At 61.6% G+C, this 18659-nt stretch carries 14 protein-coding genes; 3 read left to right on the forward strand and 11 right to left on the reverse strand.

From position 1 onward, the window contains the following. Positions 1–82: 82 nt before the first annotated feature. Positions 83–1297 (forward strand): NADP-dependent isocitrate dehydrogenase, encoded by a 1215-nt coding sequence (locus tag ACMA5I_RS12595; RefSeq protein WP_525886633.1) that lies wholly within the window; start codon positions 83–85, stop codon positions 1295–1297. A gap of 132 nt (positions 1298–1429) precedes the next feature. Here ACMA5I_RS12595 and ACMA5I_RS12600 read toward each other — a convergent pair whose 3' ends face one another. Both ACMA5I_RS12600 and hemC read right to left on the reverse strand, forming a co-directional pair. Beyond that, positions 1430–1996, reverse strand: a complete 567-nt coding sequence (locus ACMA5I_RS12600; RefSeq protein ID WP_525886634.1) for a hypothetical protein — start codon at positions 1994–1996, stop codon at positions 1430–1432. A 190-nt stretch (positions 1997–2186) separates the two neighbouring features. Beyond that, positions 2187–3119 carry a hydroxymethylbilane synthase gene (gene hemC / locus ACMA5I_RS12605; RefSeq protein ID WP_525886635.1) on the reverse strand — a complete coding sequence of 311 codons (933 nt, stop codon included), beginning with the start codon at positions 3117–3119 and terminating at the stop codon, positions 2187–2189. Positions 3120–3219: 100 nt separating this feature from the next. Here hemC and hemE point away from each other — a divergent pair, with 100 nt between their 5' ends. Further along, complete coding sequence (hemE, locus tag ACMA5I_RS12610) at positions 3220–4245, forward strand: uroporphyrinogen decarboxylase (protein WP_525886636.1); 1026 nt, start codon at positions 3220–3222, stop codon at positions 4243–4245. A gap of 32 nt (positions 4246–4277) precedes the next feature. Here hemE and alaS read toward each other — a convergent pair whose 3' ends face one another. Beyond that, a complete protein-coding gene (alaS, locus tag ACMA5I_RS12615) occupies positions 4278–6932 on the reverse strand; it encodes an alanine--tRNA ligase (RefSeq protein ID WP_525886637.1) in 2655 nt (884 codons plus the stop codon). Between the two features lie 78 nt (positions 6933–7010). Then, positions 7011–8072 (reverse strand): recombinase RecA, encoded by a 1062-nt coding sequence (gene recA, locus ACMA5I_RS12620; protein ID WP_525886638.1) that lies wholly within the window; start codon positions 8070–8072, stop codon positions 7011–7013. Positions 8073–8255: 183 nt separating this feature from the next. Between recA and ACMA5I_RS12625 the strand changes: the two genes are divergently transcribed. Then, on the forward strand, positions 8256–8813 hold the full coding sequence (locus tag ACMA5I_RS12625; RefSeq protein WP_525886639.1) for a gamma-glutamyl kinase: 558 nt from the start codon (positions 8256–8258) through the stop codon (positions 8811–8813). Here the strand turns inward: ACMA5I_RS12625 and ACMA5I_RS12630 are convergent. From ACMA5I_RS12630 to ACMA5I_RS12660, 7 genes are read right to left on the reverse strand one after another with little or no spacing between them, the layout of a single operon-like run. After that, entirely contained in the window at positions 8771–10945 is a 2175-nt protein-coding gene (locus ACMA5I_RS12630; RefSeq protein ID WP_525886640.1) for a hybrid sensor histidine kinase/response regulator, read from the reverse strand. The two genes, ACMA5I_RS12625 and ACMA5I_RS12630, sit on opposite strands and share 43 nt — an antisense overlap. Before the next feature lie 52 nt (positions 10946–10997). Further along, positions 10998–12161, reverse strand: coding sequence for an RsmB/NOP family class I SAM-dependent RNA methyltransferase (locus ACMA5I_RS12635; RefSeq protein ID WP_525886641.1), 1164 nt, complete (start codon positions 12159–12161; stop codon positions 10998–11000). Between the two features lie 41 nt (positions 12162–12202). Further along, complete coding sequence (locus ACMA5I_RS12640) at positions 12203–12904, reverse strand: DUF2793 domain-containing protein (RefSeq protein WP_525886642.1); 702 nt, start codon at positions 12902–12904, stop codon at positions 12203–12205. Further along, positions 12901–16746 carry a baseplate multidomain protein megatron gene (locus tag ACMA5I_RS12645; RefSeq protein WP_525886643.1) on the reverse strand — a complete coding sequence of 1282 codons (3846 nt, stop codon included), beginning with the start codon at positions 16744–16746 and terminating at the stop codon, positions 12901–12903. Before ACMA5I_RS12645 ends, ACMA5I_RS12640 begins: the two co-directional genes overlap by 4 nt. Further along, positions 16746–17183 carry a C40 family peptidase gene (locus tag ACMA5I_RS12650; RefSeq protein WP_525886644.1) on the reverse strand — a complete coding sequence of 146 codons (438 nt, stop codon included), beginning with the start codon at positions 17181–17183 and terminating at the stop codon, positions 16746–16748. The genes ACMA5I_RS12645 and ACMA5I_RS12650 overlap by 1 nt, the downstream gene beginning before the upstream one ends. After that, positions 17161–18036, reverse strand: coding sequence for a phage/gene transfer agent baseplate hub protein (locus ACMA5I_RS12655; RefSeq protein WP_525886645.1), 876 nt, complete (start codon positions 18034–18036; stop codon positions 17161–17163). Before ACMA5I_RS12655 ends, ACMA5I_RS12650 begins: the two co-directional genes overlap by 23 nt. Further along, positions 18033–18653: a phage distal tail protein, Rcc01695 family gene (locus tag ACMA5I_RS12660; RefSeq protein ID WP_525886646.1), complete on the reverse strand. Its 621-nt coding sequence runs from the start codon at positions 18651–18653 to the stop codon at positions 18033–18035. Before ACMA5I_RS12660 ends, ACMA5I_RS12655 begins: the two co-directional genes overlap by 4 nt. Positions 18654–18659 lie beyond the last annotated feature (6 nt).

Raw genomic sequence — 18659 nt, forward strand, 5'->3', positions numbered from 1 at the left:
ACAACGGCATACCCTTTTCTTTGTGCCCGTGATGCGCTAAGCAAGGCGCAATTCGAATCCAACCCGAGAGAAAGGGAAACTCATGAGCAAAATTAAGGTCGAAAACCCGGTCGTCGAACTCGACGGCGACGAGATGACCCGCATCATCTGGGATTTCATCAAGCAAAAGCTGATCCTTCCCTATCTCGATGTGGACCTGAAATATTACGATCTCGGCATCGAAGAGCGCGACCGCACCGATGACCAGATCACCATCGACGCGGCAAATGCCATTAAAGAACATGGCGTTGGCGTGAAATGTGCAACCATCACCCCCGATGAAGCGCGCGTCGAAGAGTTTGGCCTGAAGAAAATGTGGCGCTCGCCGAACGGCACCATCCGCAACATCCTTGGCGGTGTGGTGTTCCGTGAGCCGATCATCTGCAAAAACGTCCCGCGCCTCGTTCCGGGCTGGACTCAGCCGATCGTCATCGGCCGTCACGCGTTCGGCGACCAGTATCGCGCGACCGACATGAAATTCCCCGGCAAGGGCACGCTCTCGCTGAAATTCGTCGGCGAAGATGGCACGGTGATGGAAGAGGAAGTCTATCAGGCTCCGAGCGCCGGCATCTATATGGGCATGTATAATCTTGACGAGTCGATCAAGGATTTCGCCCGCGCGTCCTTCAACTACGGTCTCATGAAGGGCTGGCCGGTGTATCTCTCGACCAAGAACACCATCCTCAAAGTCTATGATGGCCGCTTCAAGGACATCTTCCAGGAGATTTTCGACGCGGAATTCGCGCAGAAATTCGAAGATGCGGGGATCACCTATGAGCACCGCCTGATCGACGACATGGTCGCCTCGGCGATGAAATGGAGCGGCGGTTTCGTCTGGGCCTGTAAGAACTATGATGGCGACGTGCAGTCCGACACCGTGGCCCAGGGCTTCGGCTCGCTCGGCCTGATGACCTCGGTTCTGATGACCCCCGATGGCAAAACCGTCGAGTCCGAAGCGGCCCACGGCACCGTGACTCGCCACTATCGCCAGCACCAGAAGGGCGAGCAGACCTCGACCAACTCCATCGCGTCGATCTACGCTTGGACGGGCGGCCTGAAGCATCGCGCGAAACTCGACAACAACGACGCGCTGATGAATTTCGCGAACACGCTGGAAAAGGTCGTCGTGGACACCGTGGAATCAGGCGACATGACCAAAGACCTCGCCCTGCTCGTCGGCCCGGACCAGAAATGGCTCACCACCACGGGCTTCCTCGACAAAATCGACGAGAACCTCAACAAGGCACTTGCAGGCTAACCCGCAAACCTTTGCTTTCAAACGCGAAACGGCCCCAAACGGGGCCGTTTTTCATTGCGCTCATAAAGTGGCGCGGAAGCTGTTGGTTTTGAACGGAGAAAAGGTGCTCCTTCGCTCCTCGCTGCTTAACCGTTAAGCCGCTCTCCGCCGCGCCATCGCGCCAAGACCCACAAGCCCCAACCCCATCAGAAACGCGCCGCCCGGAAGCGGCACCGGGGCGATCACTTCGTCATAGACGAAATTGGTAAACCGCGCGTGGTGGTCCTCCTGAAGAAGCGTCTGATCGTCGCTCAACTCCGGGAAACCGTCCAGCGACAGGCTAATTTCCAGCCGGTCAATCTGCTGAAACGCATCGGGGAAACGATAGGTATAGGCCTGATCCACCGTCGCAAAACGCGTATAGACCTCAGCAACCTTCTGCCCGTCGCGATAGCCCGTGAACCGGCCATCATCCCAAATCGCCTCTTCGATGATCGTCTCGCCCTCGAAGGTCTCGGGATCAAAGACAAAACTCTCGATCAGAAAGCCATTCCCGAGAGAGTCGATATCAATCGAATTCGCGGTAAACGTCGCGCCATCGCGCTTCTCGAACGCGGTGCGGCCGGTCCAGGGACCAATCGCAAAATCCATATGGAGCCCTTCCTCGGGCGCAAATCCGATATGCTGAAGGTCCGATACGAGGAATTCGTCCTGCGACACTTTTTTCTTAAAAGGGTTCTTCAACCCACTGAAATCCAAAGGCAATACAGCTGCCTGAACATGTGATGCGGACAGCACAGCCCCCACCACCAATAACCTTAACGCCATCTATCCCTCCTAAGTCCACCTTAAGGTTAAACGCCGCGCCCCCGAGTGAAAGCCCAAAATACGTAAAGTTTCGATACGCTATTCAGATGAGCGAAAAGAAGCCGGTTCCGCCCTTTTTCTTTAACTCTGCGGCCAAATCGGCGCCCAATTCGGCGGCATCAGCCTCTGCACCGCGGCGTTCGCCCGCATGCTGAGCCGATCCATCAGGCGCAATAATCTCGCCGCGAAGCCAAATCTCGCCACCGTTCAGCTCCGCGAAACCGCCAATCGGCGTGTTGCAACTCCCATCGAGCCCCGCCAGAAAAGCCCGTTCGGCACGAAGCTGGATTTCCGTCGGCTCATGGTTAATCGGCGCCAGTATATCCGCGATCCGCTGATCGGTTTCGCGCTGCTCAATCCCGATCGCGCCTTGCGCCACGGCGGGCAGCATGTCCTCCACCGGGATCGGCACCCCCACGGTGTCCGCCATCCCAAGACGATGCAATCCGGCGGTCGCGAGAAAGGTCGCCTCCGCGACGCCATCGCGCAATTTCTGCATCCGCGTCTGCACATTGCCGCGAAATTCAACGACCTCCAGATCCGGCCTTTTGTGCAAAAGCTGCGCACGCCGACGCAAACTCGACGTCCCGACCACCGCATGTTCCGCCAACTCATCAATGGCTTGCACGGAAAAGCTCACAAGCGCATCCCGCACATCCTCGCGCGGCAGATAGCAGGTCAGCGCGAGGCCATCGGGCAGCACCGTCGGCATATCCTTCATCGAATGCACCGCAATATCGATCCCGCCCGAGAGCAACGCTTCCTCGATTTCCTTGGTAAACAGACCCTTGCCGCCAACCTCCCGCAACGCCCGATCTTGGATCCGGTCGCCCGAGGTTTTGATGACCACCACCTCAAACGCCTCTTCGGGCAGGCCATGCGCCTCCATTAACCTTCCGCGCGTCTCGTAAGCCTGCGCCAGCGCCAAAGGCGAGCCGCGCGTGCCAATTTTTACGGGAGCGTCAAAAACCGTCATATCTTCGGGACCTTTCGGGCGATCAGGCGTTTCCAATTGCGCCTCCGTCTCTTAGGGTGGCGCGCGGAAAATTGCAAAGGCCCGATCCGAAGGACCCGTTATGACAAAACTGCTGCTGCGCGCTTTGAATGGTGAAACGCTTCCAACGCCGCCGATTTGGTTAATGCGTCAGGCCGGGCGCTATCTGCCGGAATATCGTGCGACGCGGGCCAAAGCGGGTGGATTTCTCGATTTATGCTATACGCCCGAGCTCGCCGCCGAAGTGACGTTGCAACCGATCCGCCGTTTCGAGCTCGACGCAGCCATTCTATTCGCGGATATTCTTCTGGTTCCTCAAGCGCTTGGCCTCGATCTTTGGTTTGAACCGGGGGAAGGCCCGCGCCTGTCGACCATCACCGATAGCAAAGGCGTCGATGCGCTCCGCCCGGTCGATGAGATCGACGCGACGCTCTCGCCCATCTATGAAACGGTTAAAATCCTGCGTCAGGAACTGCCGAAAGAAACGCCCCTCATCGGCTTCGCCGGCGCGCCCTGGACCGTCGCGACCTATATGATCGCAGGCCGCGGCACAAAGGATCAGGCCCCTGCCCGCGCGATGATTTACCGTGATCAAGCCGCGTTTGATCGCCTGATGAATCGTGTCACCGAGGCCACGATTCACTATCTTCGCCAGCAAATTCTGGCCGGTGCCGAAGTGGTCAAGATTTTCGACAGCTGGGCCGGAAGCCTGCCCGGCGGGCTTTTCGACCGCTATGCGCTAGCGCCTGCAAAGACAATCACAGCCGCGCTCCGGGCCGAATTCCCCGATGTGCCCGTGATTGGTTTCCCGCGCGGCGCCGGTGGTAACTATTTGAAATTTGCGAAGGAATCGGGCGTACAAGGCATGGGTCTCGACACCAATGTCTGCCCCAAATGGGCCGCCGAAAATCTCCAACCGCATCTCTGCGTCCAAGGCAATCTCGACCCGCTGCTGATGGTCAAAGGCGGCGACGCGCTCACCCGCACCGCCCGCGAGATCCGGGATGCACTGTCAGGCGGCCCGCATATCCTTAACCTTGGCCACGGGATCACGCCCGAAGCGGACCCGGAAAATGTCGCCCGCCTGATCGACGCGATCCGAACATAAAAAACGCGACCCGAAGGCCGCGTTTTCAAAGGTTAAGAAGAAAGCTGAACGCGCACCGCGTCCAAACCCTCCTGCGCTTTGGACGCATCCGGCGCACCGCCCTGAGCCATATCCGGACGACCACCGCCACCCTTCCCGCCCATGGCTTCCACCGCGGCCTTAACCAAATCGACGGCCGATACAGCGTCTGTCAAATCCTCGGTCACACCCGCCGCCACGGCCGCCTTTCCGCCCGCGTCGGCGATCAGCACGACAACGCCAGACCCGATCCGCTTTTTCTGCTCATCAATGAGCCCGCGCAAATCCTTGGCTGACACGCCTTCAAGATGTTGCAGGATCGCATTGTAATCACCGATTTTTTCGCCGCTTGCCTGCCCTCGATCACCGCCGAGCGCGACCTTCTTGCGCAACTCCGCAACCTCATTCTGCAGCGCCTGCCGCTCGGAAAGCAGCGCCGTCACTCGGTCCGCCGCTTCTTCCGGCCGCGTTTTCAGCGCGGCCGAGACATCATCAAGCAGCGCCACACGCGCGTTAAGATATTGCGCCGCCGCATCGCCGCTCAGCGCCTCGATTCGGCGCACCCCGCTGGACGACGCCTCCTCACCAACGATCACCATTTGCCCAATTTCGCCGAGGCGCGTGACATGCGTCCCGCCGCAAAGTTCCAGCGAATAGGTGTCGCCCTTCGGTCCCAAACCGGTTTCGGGCGCGGTTCCCATCGACACGACGCGCACCTCATCGCCATATTTCTCGCCAAACAATGCTCGCGCACCAAGCTCTTTGGCCTCATCCGGCGTCATGACACGGGTCTCAACCGCGCCATTTTGACGGATTTTCGCATTCACCGCCGTCTCAATCTCCCGCATCTGCGCGGGCTCAACCCGTTTACTATGCGAAAAATCGAAGCGCAGACGATCTGGCGCCACCAGCGAGCCGCGCTGCGCAATATGATCGCCAAGCGTGCCGCGAAGTGCCTCATGCAGCAAATGTGTTGCCGAATGGTTCGCGCGAATCTGATTGCGCCGCGCCGAATCCACGGCGAAATGCGCCGCTTCGCCATTAGAGAGTATGCCTTCGGTGACGGTCGCCATGTGCAAAAACACGCCGGCTTTGCGTTTGACATCAGTGACTTCCGCGCGACCCTTCGCGCCGATAATCGCGCCAGTATCGCCAACCTGACCACCCGCTTCACCGTAAAACGGCGTCTGGTTGGCCACGATGATCACCTGATCGCCCGCCTGCGCCTCATTAACCTTCGCGCCATCTTTCACGATCGCGCGGATATGCGCATCGCTGGCCTCGCTGTCGTAACCAAGAAATTCGGTCGCGCCGCTCTCATCCGCAATATCAAACCAAATCGCCTCATCCGCAGCATCGCCGGACCCCGCCCAAGCGGCGCGCGCCTTGGTTTTCTGCTCGGTCATCGCGTCGTCAAAACCGGCAATGTCGACCTCACGCTGTTTCTCGCGGAGCGCATCCTGCGTTAAATCCAGCGGGAAACCATAGGTATCATAAAGCTTAAAAGCGACATTGCCCGGCAGGGTCGCGCCCTCGGGCAGCTTTGCCAACTCGTCATCAAGGAGTCGTAAACCACGATCCAGCGTTGTTTTAAAACGCGTTTCTTCGAGCTTTAACGTTTCCTCAATCAGCGGCTGTGCCTGACCAAGTTCCGGGAACGCCTGCCCCATCTGCTGCACCAAGGCCGGAACAAGACGATACATCACGGGATCCTGCGCGCCGAGAAGATGCGCGTGACGCATTGCACGACGCATGATGCGGCGCAGCACATAGCCGCGGCCTTCATTGGAGGGCAAAACACCATCGGCGATCAGGAAAGAGGTCGACCGCAAATGGTCTGCAATCACCCGATGATGCACATTTTTCGCGCCATCCGGGTCGACATTCGTCGCATGAGCCGAAGCCTCGATCAGCGCGCGCATCAGATCCGTGTCGTAATTGTCGTGTTTCCCCTGAAGCACCGCACCGACACGTTCCAAACCCATGCCGGTATCAATCGACGGGCGCGGCAGATTCACGCGGCTGCCATCTTCCTGCTGATCATACTGCATGAAAACGAGATTCCAGATCTCGATGAACCGGTCCCCATCCTCTTCCGGACTTCCCGGAGGACCGCCCCAAATATGTTCACCATGATCGTAAAAAATTTCGGAGCAAGGCCCGCAAGGTCCCGTCGCGCCCATCGACCAGAAATTGTCCGAGGTCGCGATGCGAATAATCCGGTCATCAGGCAGACCCGCGACCTTCTTCCAAAGATCCGCCGCCTCATCATCATCGTGGTAAATGGTGACGAGCAGCTTCTCCTTGGGCAGACCAAATTCGCCGGTGATCAAATCCCAAGCCAGGGGGATCGCCCGCTCCTTGAAATAATCCCCAAAGGAAAAATTCCCAAGCATTTCAAAAAATGTGTGGTGCCGCGCGGTGTAACCAACATTGTCGAGATCATTATGCTTACCGCCGGCACGAACACATTTCTGGCTGCTCGTCGCTGTGGAATAGTCGCGCGTTTCCACGCCGGTAAAGACATTCTTGAACGGCACCATCCCCGCATTGATGAACATCAGGCTGGGATCGTTGCGCGGAACCAGCGGGGCGCTCGGGACAACTTCATGTCCCTCTTTCTCAAAATGGTTAAGAAATGAGCGACGAATATCATTCAGGCTAGGCATAAACTCTCCGCGACATGCTATCGAGCCTGTCTAGCGCTGTGTCCGGCCCGCCGTCAATGTGCGGCGGGCCAAGCGCGATCAGTCGTCGAGCACCGCATCAGATGGCGCAGCATCGAGTGCTTTCAAGCCCGCGACTTCGCGCAACTTGCTTTCAACTTCACGGGCGATATCAGGGTTTTCCTTCATGTAGCGCTTCGCATTTTCGCGCCCCTGCCCGATCCGCTCATCGCCATAGCTGTACCAGCTGCCCGATTTCGAGAGCATCCCCTTGGCAACGCCCATATCGACCAGCTCACCCACTTTGGAGATGCCTTCACCATAAATGATATCGAATTCCGCCTCGCGGAACGGCGGCGCCATCTTGTTCTTCACCACTTTCACGCGGGTCTGGTTGCCGATCACCTCGTCCCGATCCTTGATCGACGAGATCCGGCGAATATCGAGACGCACCGAAGAATAGAATTTCAGCGCATTACCGCCCGTCGTCGTCTCCGGCGAGCCAAACATGACGCCGATCTTCATGCGAATCTGGTTAATGAAAATCACGGTGCAGTTAGACCGGCTGATCGACGCCGTCAGCTTACGCATCGCCTGGCTCATCAGACGGGCCTGCGCGCCAACCTGCGCATCGCCCATATCGCCCTCAATCTCCGATTTCGGCGTCAGAGCGGCAACCGAGTCGACAACAACCAGCGACACCGCGCCGGAGCGCACTAGCGTGTCTGTAATTTCAAGGGCTTGCTCACCCGTATCCGGCTGTGAAATCAGCAGATCGTCAAGGTTAACACCAAGCTTCTTGGCATAGCCCGGATCCAGCGCATGTTCCGCATCAACGAAGGCCGCGATGCCACCTTTTTTCTGCTCTTCCGCCACCATATGCAGCGTGAGCGTCGTTTTCCCGGAGCTTTCCGGACCGTAAATCTCAACCACCCGGCCGCGGGGGATCCCGCCAATTCCGAGCGCAATATCAAGGCCTAACGAGCCCGTCGGAATGGACGCGACTTCAATCACCGGGCTGTCCTGTCCCAGCCGCATGATCGAGCCTTTACCAAAATTCCGTTCAATCTGACCCAGTGCCGATTCCAGCGCTTTTTGCTTATCCATCTTGCCCGGAAGCCTCTCTGCAAACATATCAGTCATTGCTTATTTCACATCCTTCTTCTCGCGGCAATATGCCGATGTTCTGCTCTTGTTCCTAAATGAACCCAAAACGAGAACATTTCAAGGTTTTTGTGATTCCATATGACCGAGAGTTTCTTTAGAACGGATTAAAACGGAGGAAAAATGCTCGCATCGCTGTCCCATAAACTGGTTTTTTTGGCGATGACGAAGGCGGGATCAAGCGCCGTCGAGGCGGCATTTGCGCCGCACTGCGAAGTTATTCTGTCGAAAGCGCCAAATATTAAGCATATGCGCTATCGGCGGTATGAGAAGGTCGTTTTGCCGTTTCTGGAAAGGTTAACAGACGGCCCTTTCGAGAGTTTCGCGATCCTCCGCGATCCCATTGACTGGCTCGAAAGTTGGCACCGTTACCGCGCGCGACCGGAGTTAAACGGCCACCCGAACAGCACTTCAGACATGACCTTCGAGACCTTCGCCGAACGCTATTTGTCCCGTAATGACGAGACTTTACGTCCGATCGGTCGCCCTAAGGAGTTTCTGAAATCAACCACCCGCACCATCGGCCCGGATCACCTTTTCCGCTATGATCGCATGAAGGACGTCGCCGCGTTCCTGTCGCTACGGCTTGGTAAAGACATCCAGTTTCCAAAAACCAATGTCTCCCCGGATATTGGCCCGCAAAGGCTCCCGCCAGAGCTGCGGCAGCGACTCAAGGATTACTTCGCGCCAGAGTATTCGATCTTGGATTCACTCGCCTGATCTTCCTCTTGTTGCAGTTTATAACTCACAACATCCATCAGATCATCGAGCGAGAAGGGTTTACCTAAAAACTCATAATCGCAGATGGGGGTGTCCGATTCCGCGAGCATGTCGTCCGAGAAGCCGGACATGAAAATCACTGGGCATTTCACGCCCGCCTCAATCGCCTGCGAAACCCACGCTGGGCCATCCATGCCCGGCATTAACACATCTGAAATGATAAGATCCGGCGGCCCCAATGTCTCAATTGATTCAAGGGCTTCAATCCCACTCGACGCCTCGGTCACGTCAAATCCGCGCATGGAGAGCGCCCGCGATGCGAACATCCGCACGGGCACCTCGTCCTCTGCCAAGAGGATTCGCCCGCGGCCCGGAACGGCAGCGGGCTTCTTAACTTTCGGCGCCTCGGCGTCCACCTCATGGGCCGCTACGGGCAGAAACACAGAGAAGGTGCTGCCTTTCCCAACCTCGCTTTCGAGGAAAATAAATCCGCCTGTTTGCTTAATAATGCCGTAAACGGTGGACAGCCCAAGGCCCGTCCCGGCGCCCGCTTCTTTCGTGGTAAAAAACGGATCGAAGATCTTGCGGCGATTGTCTTCGGCGATGCCAACCCCTTGATCCGTCACGTCAATCACAACGTAATCGCCGCGCGGCACGATCACCTTGTCACGCTCGACATCAGCCTTCAGCGTCAGATTGCGCGGCGTGATCGCGATCTGTCCGCCATTCGGCATAGCGTCGCGGGCGTTAACTACAAGATTCATAATCACTTGCTCGAGCTGACGCGCATCCGCACGGACCGAATTCAAATCATCAGGCATGTCGAGATGCAGCGTCACCGGATCGGAAATCAGCCGGTCGAGCAGGTGGAAGAGATCCGCCAGAAGATCATGCATATCAATGATTTGCGGACGCAGCGTCTGTTTTCGCGAGAACGCCAGAAGCTGGCGCACCAGCGCCGCAGCGCGATTCGAGTTGTGGCGGATCTGCATGAGATCCGCATGGGCCGGGTCGTGCAGATCGGTGCGCATCAAGAGCAAATCGCAATGACCGTTAATGGCCGTCAGCAGGTTGTTGAAATCATGCGCGACGCCACCTGCAAGTTGCCCCACAGCCTGCATTTTCTGGCTCTGAACAAACTGCGCCTCAAGCTTTTTGAGGTCTGTCGTGTCCTCAAGCACCGCAATGACGTAGCAATCGCCATCAATACAGGTCCGCCCGAGCGCGAGTTGCAGGAACAGATCCTCGCCGTCGCGGCGATACTTAACCACTTCGGCGCGGCCGAGATAACGCGACTCGAGCGTGTCCGCGAGGCGTTGCTCAAAACTGTGAACCACCCCTTCGGTCAGGCCAGCAAAGGGCGTGCCCACCTCGAGTTGCGGGCCCATCAGTTTCTCGGCGGCTTTGTTAAACCCGACGATGAACCCCTTGGAATCCATCAATACTGAGGAGGCAGGCACATCATCCAGAAGCCGCCCGCGTAGGTCCTGCACCGCCGATCGCGGCAACAAAAGCGTCAGGTCACTGCCCGCAATTTCATGGCGCGCGAGATCCCCGTTTTCGGGCGGCGCGTCACCGCAGGTCATCGCGCGCCGCGTCTCTTCAGGCAACGCTTTGCCAAGCACCAGCGCTTCCCCCTCCGCGTTCATTAACGCAAAGGCCGCACCCTCGACTTGGGGGACCGATAGATCACTGATAATCCACCAGAAAAGACGGTCCTTAGATAGCTTCTGCACGCTGAATTCGACCCGCTCATCGGTGCGGATTGACTGCACCTCGCCTTTTTCGGCGCGCACTGAGGCGCGGTAAGCGAGCGCGCGGACCTCCTCGCTCGCACCGAAAGGCCCGCCGAGCGCTTGCCCGCGCAGATCGCCGTAAGCCTCGCTAAACAGGCGGTTTTGTCGCAAAATAACGCCGTCGAGATCGGTCAGCACAACAGGGCGGTGGCTGAAGGCGGCAAGGCGGTCAAAGATCAGCCTCGGGCCCAGCCATATCAGAAGCAGCGCCAGAAAAGCGGCGCTGAGAATCACCAAAATTGCCCAGATCATGGGCAGCATTGTGGCGCTTGCGCCCGCCAGGATCACGCAAAAAGCGCCGATTGCGTAGAAGGGAAAGACCAGATGCGCCGCCACGAAACCTCCAGAAAGACTCGGGAAGGCTCACATGGAAGACCTTAAGCCATAGTTAATTATGGCGAAATGACGCGACGTAAAATCCGTCACCCTCGGCGGGCGGGCGGAAATGCTGCTCATTTACCAAAATAAAATTTTTATGCCGCTCAAGAAAATCCTGCGTTTGATCCTCATTTTCGGGCGCAAGCAGCGAGCAGGTCGCGTAAACTAACGCGCCGCCGGGCGCGACCAACGCCGCCGCCGCGTCCATCACCTCGCGTTGCGCCGCCAGAAGCCCATCCAGATCCGCTTCCGTTAACCGCCATTTCGCATCGGCTTGCCGCCGCCAGGCGCCACTCCCGGAACAGGGCGCGTCGGCCAAAACGTGATCAAATGGTGCCTCCGTCTCCGGCGCATCCAGCATCGTCACCGCTGCCTGCGCCCTTGCCGCGCGCTCCGGTAAGTCCTTCATCCGCTGGCCAAGTTTGTCGTGGGCGTAGATGCGCTGCCCGGTCAAATCCGCCAGCGCCAGCGTTTTCCCGCCACCCCCGGCGCAAAAATCGAGGATCCGCGTGCCGCCATGCGCCGCCGCATGATGGGCCACCAATTGCGAGGAGAGATCCTGCAGCTCTATTAACCCTTCGCGATAGGCCGCGCTTTGCGCCACGCGCCGCGCGCCTTCGGTCACGCGCAAGGCGGTTGGCGCAAGATCTAGCGCCTCGCTGTTAACCCCGTCCGCCGCCAACACCGCCTGCGCCGCTTCGCGAGACCCGCGCGACAGGTTCACCCGCAAATCCGTCGGCGCGCGCTGCTTTAACGCGGTTAACACCGGCTCCAGATCCGGCCCCAAAGACCGCTCCAAAACCGGTTCCAGAAAATCGGGGATATCGAGGCGAACCGCCCGCGGCGCGTCCTCCAAACGTCGCATCCGCGCCCGCTCTTCCGCGGTCAAAGGCGGCGCGCCGTAGGCGCTGCCATCGAGCAGGTCAAACCCGTTATCCTCTTGATCCAAAAGACCGATCACCAGACCGCGCCCGCTCATCTCGCCCGCCCGCCACGCAAGCGAGCGTTTCTGGCGCAGGGCCGAGAACACGATGTCGCGCACCGCCGCGCGGTCTTTCGATCCGGCGAAGCGGCTGGCGCGGGCCCAATTGGTTAACACGCGCTCGGCGGGCGCCCCGGCGAGGATGGCGTCGAGGCACTCCATGGCGGTGCGGTATCTGGCGGCGGGTGTCATGACCTCTCCTTAGAGCGCGGCCCTTCCGGGATCAATCGCGATCACTCGCGCGGCGGTGTCAGGCGCATCTCGTGGATGGCCAGCGTCACCCGCCCACCGGTCAACGCGCCGCCATTCGCGGTGAACACGAGATCCGTCGGCGTGTAATAGGCCATCGGCGCGCTCGTTAACCCTTCGGCGTAACTGCCTGCCGCAACACCAAACTGGCTGCCATAACGGTTGCGGCTCTCGGCGACCCCGATGGACCAGGTGACGCCCGCCCCGGCCAGCGCGTCATGCGCCCGCGCGGTGACGCCCAGCACCAACCGCCCCGGTTTCAGCGCAGCGGGCACGGTGATTTCTGGCCCTGCTTCCACCTGGACCGCAATCTCCCGCGCCGCCAGCCACGTCCCCGCGCCGCCGGGCGCGAGTGCCGCCTGATCCGCCCGCCAGCGCCCGGCCAGATACCGCAAACGCCCCGCGCCGTGGCTCACCTCCAGCCCCTCGCGCGGCGCAATCTCGCGCCAGAGCCCGCTGAGCCGCAGCGCGACGCTCCCCTTGTCCATCCCGGCGCTGTTCGCGGCGCTCTCCGACAGGAGCACCGCCGCCCCTTCGGCGGGGCTCTCCGGCAGCGCCGTCACCCCCACGGCATCCACCCGCAGACCAAGCAGCGCGTCGGTCAGCATCAGCGCCTCATTCACCGTCACATGCTTTTGCGCCTGCGAGGGCGCGAGCAGCGGCAATCCGAAATTCTGGGTGTTCATGCAAGCTCTCCTTGTCCGAAAAGTCCATGGCCGAAGCTGGCCGAAATTTGGGCGATCTCAACGCGGTAGCGGCCTTCAGGTTGCGTCTCCGCACTGATCCAGAAGGGCGCGTTCACCTCGGTCTCCTCCACCAAATCCGCGCCGCGATAGAGCCGCACGAGATAGCGCTCCGACACCTCGCCGAGCGGGATCTCCGCCGCCCCCCAATGATCCGCATCAACGCGCCCGCGCCGGATCCAGCGCGCCGCGATCCGGCCCGCCTCGCGCGTCACGCGAATATGCACGGGGTTCAGCGGCCGCTCGGCGACGCCGACATAGCTCACCTCCGCCGCGCGATAGCTCCGGCTCCCCGGCGGCGCGCTGCGCGGCCCGCCGCGATACTGCCGCGCCAAACGCCTGAGGCCCGCCGGCACGTCGATCTCGGCAAGCCTTTCATCCAGCAGCACAAAACGGCTCCCCTCAGGCCAAACGTCCGGCATCAGCGCATCGCTGCCGCCCTGCCCGCGCAGCAGTCCGGTCAACAGGTAGCGGCCATGCCCGACCAGCGTCGCGCCCTGAAACTGCACGATTTCCCAATCCTGCGCCCCCGGCCCGCCAATCGCGGCGAGGTTCGCGCCATTCAGCACCGCCGCCGCGGAGCGCCCGCGCAGCGTGCCGCCAATCACCGCAACCTCCAGCGGCGCGCCATGCTGCCAGACCCCGCTTGGCGCGGCGGCCAGCGGCGCGGTCAGCATCCCCATCACCGCGCGCTGCGGCACCAGCGCGGCCAGCTCCAAATCCTCGCCATCATCAGACACATAAACCGCCCCCGCCCCCTGGGCGCGTTTCGACGAAAGCGCACACAAAAGGCGCGGCGTCTCGCCCGGCAGATCGAGATAACTCACCTCGACCCCAGCCCCCCGGCTCCGGCGCCCCCGGCGCACCGGGCGGGCGGGCTTGACCGTCGGCGCATAAGCGCTCGGATCGACGCGCACGGCCTCAATCGAGACCATCTCCCCCTGCTCGCGCCGCTCGATACGGTAAAGATCGCCCTCGAACCCAACCACATCGCCAATCCGCAGCCCCGCTTTCGACAGCGGAAGCGCGGCGCTGAGGGCCTGACTCGACGCCCCGATCTCGCCAGTCCAGCGGCGCAAGACGGCCTCCGCCTCACCCTCCAAAAGCGACACCATCACTTCGGTTTGCGCCACGTCCTTGATGTCATCGCCCGAAAGATGCGACGCCTCGGCGGGCTGGAAATCCCGCGCCTCATCCACATAGGTCAGCTTCAGCTGATCCGGGACCGGCTCGCCCGATTGCTCGCGCCGGTAATCGCCCTCCTCCTGTGCCACGAAATCCTCGCGGCTCAACGTCTCGCGCCCCCGCGCATGGCGGGTCACGGCGCGCAGCACCCCGGCATCGTCAAACACATCGAACCCATGGGTCAGCGCAAGCGATTCCAAGCTCGCCCGCGGCGACTCGATCCGGCTCACCCCATAGCCGCGCAGATGGCCGTAAAGCGCCGCCGTCTCGACCGGCACATCGCCCGCGAGCTCCGTCACCAGATCGCGCAGCGGCACAAGGCTGGTGCGCCCCGGCAGCCAATGGCCCAGTTCGTAATTGTCCCCATCGCTCCAGGTCTCCGCCTGGCGCGGGAAATCGGGCCAGGGCCGCGTATCCCATGCCCAGGTGAACATATGGTTCACATCGACCATCGGCCCGCCATATTTTTCGGAAACAGGGTTATTTTCCGCCGCCCGCCAATAACTATAGATCGCCTGCAAATAGCTGTGCTGGATCCCGTCATCCCGCCCGCCATTGGAAAAATACGGCAGAAACGACTCCGAGGATTTCGGATCGAAAAACACATTTGGCTGGTTCGTCCCCTTATCGACCGCCGGGCAGCCGATTTCGGTAAACCAAATCGGTTTGCTGCGCGGCACCCACGCCGTCGGGCGCGCCTGCCGGACCCCGCCAATGCGCTCGTGATGCGGGTTCGTCCACCAACTCGCGATATCCTTATAGCGATAGACCCAAGGCTCGCCATACGCGCCATCCGTGATCGGCACCCGGCGCTGCGCGGCGCGGGCGTCCGCATCGGGGTAATACCAATCATACCCCTCCCCGCCCTCGATATTGCCTTGCAGATAGTCCAGCGCATAGATCGAGCCCGCCGCCTCATCCGCGTGGCCCGCCTCATCGCGCCAGTCGGAGAGCGGCATGTAATTGTCGATCCCGACAAAATCGATCGCCTCATGCGCCCAGAGCGGGTCGAGATGGAACCGCAGATCGCCCGACCCATCCGCCGGGTGATGGCCGAAATATTCCGACCAATCCGCCGCATAGCCGATTTTCACCTCCGGCCCGAGAATGGCGCGCACGTCTTCCGCCAACTGGCAGAGCGCCTCCACGGCCACATAACGCCCGTCGCGCCCGCGGATCTGCGTCAGCCCGCGCATCTCCGTGCCGATGCAAAAGGCCTCGACCTTGCCCGACAGTTTGCACAGATGCGCGTAATGCAAAATGAACCGGCGATAAGACCACTCAGCCGGACCGGTATAGACCAGCGCCCCGTCGGTGCCCTTCATAAACTGCGACGGCTGCGCCGCCCCGAAAAACCGCGCGACCTCCGCTTCAGCGGCCTCCGTCCCGTCGGTGGACCCCGCCACACCCGGCGCGCGGGCGGTCGTGATCCGCCCCCGCCAAGGGATCGCGGCCTGCTCGTCGCCCTGCCCCCAAGGGTCCGGCAAACCGTTCCCCTTGCCAATATCCATCATGATGAACGGATAGAAGGTGACGGCCAGCCCTCGCGCCGCCATCTCCTCAATCGCTTCCAAAACGCTTTCGTCGGACGGCGTGCCGCCAAAGACCGGCCGCCCCTCCGCGGCGCTCACCGCCCGCGCCGTCTCACGCGAGAGCCCGCTGACCCGCCAGGGCATCCGCTGCCCATCGGCCTCATGCTGCTCCACGCGCGGCGTCAGCGTGCAGTCCCCACAGCGCAGATCATCGCCAAACCAGCTCACCACCAGCGAACTGGCACGGCAGCGCGGCAATTCCGCTGCCAGATGATCGAGCGATACCTCCAGATCCGTCTTGTCCTGCGCGCTGTTCACATTCATCAGCCGCGTGTCGCCAAAGCCGATCTCCATCTCGACCGGCGCATTCGCCAGCGCATATTCCCCGCTGCCGGGGATCATCGCGACCGCCGTGATCTCATGCGACACCGGCACCCGTTCGCCCACCTGACTGCGGATCACCTCCACAGCAATCTGCGGCACCCGGTTGCCAAAACGCGTGATGTCCAGATCATAAAAGACAATATAAGCCACGCCCCGATAGGCCGGCGCGGCCTCCTCCCCTTCAATCGCAGCAATCGCCGGGTCCGGGTCTTGCGTCTCGGTCCCGCGATAGACCTCAAACCGCAGCGCCTCCTTGTCCACCTCGCGGCCATCCATCCAGATGCGGTGAATCCCCGTGATTTCCCCCTCACAAAGCGCCACCGCGAGGCTCACCGAATAGCTGTAATAGGTCACATCGGGCCGTTTGGACGCGCCCTTGCCGCCGCCTTTCTCGGTCTCGCTATGCTCCTTGAAGGCGCTCGCCCAGATCACGTGACCCGGCACCCGCATCCGCCCCCAGACCCGGCGCAAAGCGATCCCCTCGCCCGCGCCGCTCAGCGGCATCCGCTCGATCTGCCCCGACTTCACCGAGGCCGAGCCGCCGCCCAGCACGCGCTGGTCGATCATATTGCCGATCATCGCGCCCGCCGCGCGGCCCGCAATGGCCGCCGTCGCCCCGAGCGCCGCGCCGCCAAAACTGGCCCCGAGCGACGCCCCCACGCTTGCCAAAACCAGTGTGGCCATCAGTTCCTCCCCGGAAAATCGTAAATCCCACGGATGCGCCGCCTCAGCGCATCGCTTATCTCCATTTCGGCGACGCCCAGCGCCTCGGTCGCGTGGATGATCCGCCCCGGCCCGCTCGCAATCGCCGCGTGCCGCGCCGGTCCCCGCGCCTGAAGCGCAAACAGCATGACCTGCCCCGGCAACGCGCGCGCGCCACCAGGCCGAAACCAGCGGGCCACCGCACGCTCCAGCGCCGGATCGCCCCGCCCCCAATGGGGCGCATAGGGCGGCAGCGGCTCCGGCTCCGCGCCAATCACCCCGCGCCAGACCCCGCGAATGAGGCCAAGGCAATCGGCCCCGACGCCGCGAAGACTCGCCTGATGCTGATACGGCGTGCCGATCCAGCGCCGCGCCTCGATGAGCACCGCCGCGCGGTCAGCGCCGTTTGCCGCCATCATTCTCGCCATCCTCCTCGGGAACCAGCGTCAGCCACTCATCCCCCGGCAGATGCGGAAAGCCCCGAAAATTCGCGACATTCCCGAACTTTGCTGCGCAGCATTCAAGCGACCGGTCACACCCGGCCACCAGCGCTGCCGCGTCTCCAACTGCGGGCCTCTCCCGCAGCCCCGTCTCCAGACGCAGCCGGTGCTGCCCGCCCGTCATCTCATGGCTGTCGATCCGCATCATCGCGCCTTTCAGCGCCCCGCCGGTCCAGCGCAGCACCCCGCCGGAGAACCAGCCGCTGCCGCGATCATCGCCGCGCGCAAACACAAGCCACACCTCGTCAATCACCTCGGCAAGCTGCGTCTCCACGGTCAGGCTCTCGGCGCGCAGATCCACACCGCAGCGCGCATCCCCGAGCGCCGCATCGCAGGCGCGCCCATAGGTTCGCCCGACCGGCTTGTTCAGCGCCTCCGCCGCACTGCGCAGCTCCGCCTCGAAATAGCCCGGCCCGGCGGAAACCGCCCCGATCCGCCCCGCAAACACCTGCTCGCGCGCGGTCGGGTCGGCCCAATTCACCAAATATTCCGTGACCTCGGCCCCGTCATAGCGCCCGAGCCGCAGATCCTCGTCGCGGATGCCGTCCCCAGCCAGCGCCCCAAGGATCGAGCCGTTATCGACACTCAAACCCAGCGAGGACACCGCCACCCCGGCACTCAGCGCCCGGTCCGCGCGGTACACCACGCCGTCGAAAGTCAAATCCCCATCATGATCGGTAAACCCCAGCACCGCCCCATCGCGCCGTGTGATCTTCCAGCAGCGGCACAGCGTGGTGCAGCCGGTCGCGAGATGCGCCTCCAGCCCGCTCATAGCCGCAGCTCCAGCACCGGGACATGCGGGATCGCTCCGGCCTCGACATGGGCGACCGTTACGTCCAGGCGGTCCGTGTCAAACCGCACCGGCACGTCAAATTCAAAACCCGCCGTGATCCGCGCATCCCGCGCTGGCGGCGCGGCAAACACCACCGCGCCGTCCTCCACGCGAAACGCCCCGCGCGAAGCCTGCGCATCATTCACCGCGCAGATCACGCTATCCTCCACCGGCTTCTGCACAGGCCGCCAATAATCGCTCTCCCCCGACGCATAAAGTTTGCCGAGCACGAAGCGCCGCGTCTCGCCATCCCCGGTGCCAATCTCCTGATCCCACGCGGAAATCTCCTGCGACGGCGCGCAGGATTTGAAATCCGTCCAGTCCTTCCAGCGAAACCCGTAAAGCTGCCCCGACCGCGCCTCGAAAAACGCCGTGATCCGCGCCAGATCGTCGAGACTGCGCATCCCGACGCCCGCATCCCAGCGCCGCCGCGAATGCCGCCAGGGCGTGTTGCGCTCCTCGCGCCCATTCGACAGCGTGACAATATCGACGCGCCGCTCCGGTCCGCCCGACGCCCCGAAGGAGATGTCGGTCGGAAATCTGACCTCATGAAACATAGCCGT

The sequence above is a fragment of the Jujubicoccus corallicola genome (assembly GCF_047345645.1).
GTDB lineage: Bacteria > Pseudomonadota > Alphaproteobacteria > Rhodobacterales > Rhodobacteraceae > JBLEFH01.

Coding starts and splice junctions, on each gene's coding strand:
- ACMA5I_RS12650 (WP_525886644.1), bottom strand. CDS start 17,183: ATGATGGCGGCAAACGGCGCTGACCGCGCGGCGGTGCTCATCGAGGCG.
- ACMA5I_RS12595 (WP_525886633.1), top strand. CDS start 83: ATGAGCAAAATTAAGGTCGAAAACCCGGTCGTCGAACTCGACGGCGAC.
- hemC (WP_525886635.1), bottom strand. CDS start 3,119: ATGACGGTTTTTGACGCTCCCGTAAAAATTGGCACGCGCGGCTCGCCT.
- ACMA5I_RS12655 (WP_525886645.1), bottom strand. CDS start 18,036: ATGAGCGGGCTGGAGGCGCATCTCGCGACCGGCTGCACCACGCTGTGC.
- ACMA5I_RS12645 (WP_525886643.1), bottom strand. CDS start 16,746: ATGGCCACACTGGTTTTGGCAAGCGTGGGGGCGTCGCTCGGGGCCAGT.
- ACMA5I_RS12635 (WP_525886641.1), bottom strand. CDS start 12,161: ATGACACCCGCCGCCAGATACCGCACCGCCATGGAGTGCCTCGACGCC.
- recA (WP_525886638.1), bottom strand. CDS start 8,072: ATGACTGATATGTTTGCAGAGAGGCTTCCGGGCAAGATGGATAAGCAA.
- hemE (WP_525886636.1), top strand. CDS start 3,220: ATGACAAAACTGCTGCTGCGCGCTTTGAATGGTGAAACGCTTCCAACG.
- ACMA5I_RS12640 (WP_525886642.1), bottom strand. CDS start 12,904: ATGAACACCCAGAATTTCGGATTGCCGCTGCTCGCGCCCTCGCAGGCG.
- ACMA5I_RS12625 (WP_525886639.1), top strand. CDS start 8,256: ATGACGAAGGCGGGATCAAGCGCCGTCGAGGCGGCATTTGCGCCGCAC.
- alaS (WP_525886637.1), bottom strand. CDS start 6,932: ATGCCTAGCCTGAATGATATTCGTCGCTCATTTCTTAACCATTTTGAG.
- ACMA5I_RS12660 (WP_525886646.1), bottom strand. CDS start 18,653: ATGTTTCATGAGGTCAGATTTCCGACCGACATCTCCTTCGGGGCGTCG.